Below are 3,122 nucleotides of genomic sequence, written 5' to 3' on the forward strand. Positions count from 1 at the left end.
CTGCACCCGGGAGGGTGTGGGAGAGTAGGTCACCGCCGGAACACCATTCAGGTCGAGGACCCCAACCACCAGGTTGGGGTCCTCCCGCATTTAACGGGCTTGTCGTCATTGGCGGGCAACCCTGAAACAGGGTCACTCGGCTTTGGCGGGACGGCCACCGTTCACGGTTGGCGTTAACAGCATCGCCGGGGCGCACAAAAGGGCGGGGTTGAGGGAAAGGTGGGCTGGTTCCTGTGCAGCCGGCTCTCGCCCATGCCCATTGCTGAATGCCTCGATGAGCTCAACGACCGGATCCGGATCTGGGAGGCCCAAGACGACGGCCGGCGGATCAATGAGAGGATCCGCACAATCGGCCAGGACCTCGCGCCGAACACCGTTCTTGACGCCGCTGCCGGCAGAGGCCCTCGTTGCGGGCGTCCGAGGTTGTGGTGTTCGATGACCGTCCCGTGGCAGCCAGGCATCAGCGCGTTGTCGCCAACCTGGCGCGCTGCCCGGCTCCACCGCCCGGGCGCCGGAGTCCGGCGCCTTCACCAGCGCCCACGAGGTGTTCTGGGCTGCCTCCCGCCGGGGCAACGGCGACGCCGACGGGACTCGTGAACTCATCGACGTCCTCCTGCTCCACCGCTCCATGGACGCCGACGACATTGGGTCTGGGGCGAAGCCCGTAGATACTCAACGATGTCTTCCGGGCAGGGTAGCCGGGCGGTCTTGGTGCCCGCACGGAACGCTTCAGGTCCCTTTTTGTCTGGGGGCGGGCCAATTAGACTCACTCGTATTAACGAGGTTGGGGGAACCGAAATGAGTACGCCTATGGTGCCGGCTCACACGACAACTGGTCGACTAAACAAAATGTCTGTTGCAGCCATCATTTTCGCCGTGATCGCGGCATCGGGATTGTTGGTGTTCGGCGTCGCGGTCCTTGCTGTTTTTGCGGTGGGGGCCGGGCACGTTGCCCTCAATCAGATCCCGCTGAGAGGCGAACGAGGCCGCGGGCTAGCTATTGCTGCCCTAGCCATTGGGTACGGCATAGCCACGCTGGCATTGATCAACACACTGGCGTTCATACCGAGCGCTCTGCAGCAATTCTCGAGGTAGTGCCCGCGGCTGACGAGCCTAGGCTCCACCAACCTTGACCTTATTTCCTCGGGACCGGGCTGAGGATTGTCCCAAAAGGGGGTTCCTCTCTTGAACGGGCTCTTATCAAGGATCGATTTAGTTTGTTTGTTTTACCGCTGCCGTCGTGGTGCGAGGAGGCTCTGATGACGATGGGTATTGATCTGATTCTGCAAGGTCCTCGGGGCCGCCGTCTGTGCCTCGAGTTGGCTATGGAGCTCGATAAGGAAGTTAGAACCGCGGCGTTCTGGTTGGCCAATGAATTTGATAGTGGCAGGGGGACATCGAGGGTTCTGCTGACCGCTGTTTCGTCCGGTAACACGCCAGCTGAACCCCCTCCTCCGTCCCTGGAGTGGTTCGCGGCGAGGCTGGAGTCTTTGGACTTCACAGACCTCAATGAAAGTCAGATGCAGGCGGCCCTTGAGCGGTCTGTTGACAGCGCAAGGTATTGGCAAGAGCCCGATGGAGAGGACGTACTGGCGGGACTCCCGATGGTAGCTGAGTCGCTGTCCCCGATCGCCGAGCAGGTCATTGCCGCATCCGGCATGCAGTGGTGCTGGCAGCCTCGCCAGGTAGAGCAGTGGGCGGTCGACTGGCGTCTGGCCGATGATCGCTTGCCCATACCGAAAACCTGGGGAATTAGGCTGACAGATTGGGCGCGCAAGGCACGCGCGGAGGAGGTACAGGCGGCGCGCGAACGCCCGAGAGACCCCGCTGCTAACTATTCGGGGTCGTGGTGGTCAATCCCGCACGGACTGGTACAAACTGTTGGGCAACTCCCGGCCGGGCTTAGCCTGATGGAAGATTCCCTTGGGTGGGAGCACGCGACCACGGTCCCGGTTCGCGGATCTGGGCGCACTCTTGAGGTACAAACAGCAGATGACTGGATAGAACTCTGCCGCCTGTTCCCCTTGGAAGTGACCGCGTCTCGGCGGCACGACTGGTTCCGCGTGACCGGACGGGATGGAAGATGGGTGATCCCGGATTGGGAACGAGTTGCTGGCCAATGGGACGCCGCGCACCTTACAGTCCTGGGGTACCTAAACGCCGCGGGGCGCCCTCTGGAGGTCGACGCTGAAACGGCAACTGTCATCGCAGGATGGAACCCTGACAGTACAATCTGGCTGACTGACGTAGCACGTGAATGGCCTGTTCCCCGGCAGACGTGGCAACGTGACTCGAATCGCCACCAATGGATTCGGACACCGGAATAGGACCTGCACTGGTATTTCTCCAACGCCGCCAGGTTGAAGCTTCGGAACGCTATTACCAGTACACCCGAAGGTCTAATGGAGCCGGGCCACATAGGGATCCCGTAAAAGGTTCCTGTAGCAGGACGGCAAGTGGTCCTGGGTCAGGCCGTCTCAGTGGTCCTGAATCAGGTTGACATAGTCAGAGGAGCACCGCATGCCCCTTGGGTCCTGGACTCGTTGCTACTTGCATGGCCGCCGTCTGGAGCGTCGTGGAGGCACCCGGGCCCTGGGGTTGTTCCCGGTAAAGCCGTAAAGCCAAGCACAGGGGGCAACCACCGTGGCCTGTTCCGGCGCCGGAAGCCGCGGCGCTGGCCATGGGGACCTGGAAGAGAAGCACGCGCCGCGTCGGTCGGGTTTCTGGAACCGCGTTCGTCGATGTAGGGCAGTCCACCCTGCCTTAGCGGAGCGTCGGCACTAACAGTCGCCCGGGCCTGCCCTTGGCCCGCCACAACAAACCTCCGGAGATCGAGCATCAACGTAGCCGCCCGTCTATAGCGCCGGCCGTGGCGCTCAGCCCTCGAAGCTATACGCATGGCACCTTGACGTGATGGAGGATACACAATGGAAGGATGGCGCCGGGGCCACGATTCCGCGTCCGCAACCCCGTTTCGCCGCGGATTTCCGGGGTTGAGAGCCATGAGGGCAGCTACCAGGGCTGGGTTTGCGGTGGGGGCGTGGTGGGTGTATTGTTTTCTAAGTCGCCGAGAGGGAGACCAGCGGAAAGCTGGGAACCGGAGGCGGCCACTCCCCTAAATT

Annotated in this window: 1 protein-coding gene and 1 pseudogene; both read left to right on the top strand. The window is 62.1% G+C overall.

Going from position 1 to position 3,122, the window contains the following annotated elements; translation table 11 throughout:
- Nucleotides 1–195 precede the first annotated feature (195 nt).
- Nucleotides 196–655, top strand: a pseudogene (locus tag BM372_RS21160) (IS21 family transposase); the annotation flags it as partial.
- A 194-nt stretch (nt 656–849) separates the two neighbouring features.
- Entirely contained in the window at nt 850–1,095 is a 246-nt protein-coding gene (locus tag BM372_RS20290) for a DUF4190 domain-containing protein (protein WP_143111529.1), read from the top strand.
- Nucleotides 1,096–3,122: the final 2,027 nt, after the last annotated feature.

The sequence above is a fragment of the Arthrobacter sp. ov118 genome (genome assembly GCF_900116495.1).
Classification (GTDB): domain Bacteria; phylum Actinomycetota; class Actinomycetes; order Actinomycetales; family Micrococcaceae; genus Arthrobacter.

Excerpts from the sequence above, each read along its gene's own strand:
- BM372_RS20290 (WP_143111529.1), top strand. The coding sequence starts at position 850 with ATGTCTGTTGCAGCCATCATTTTCGCCGTGATCGCGGCATCGGGATTG.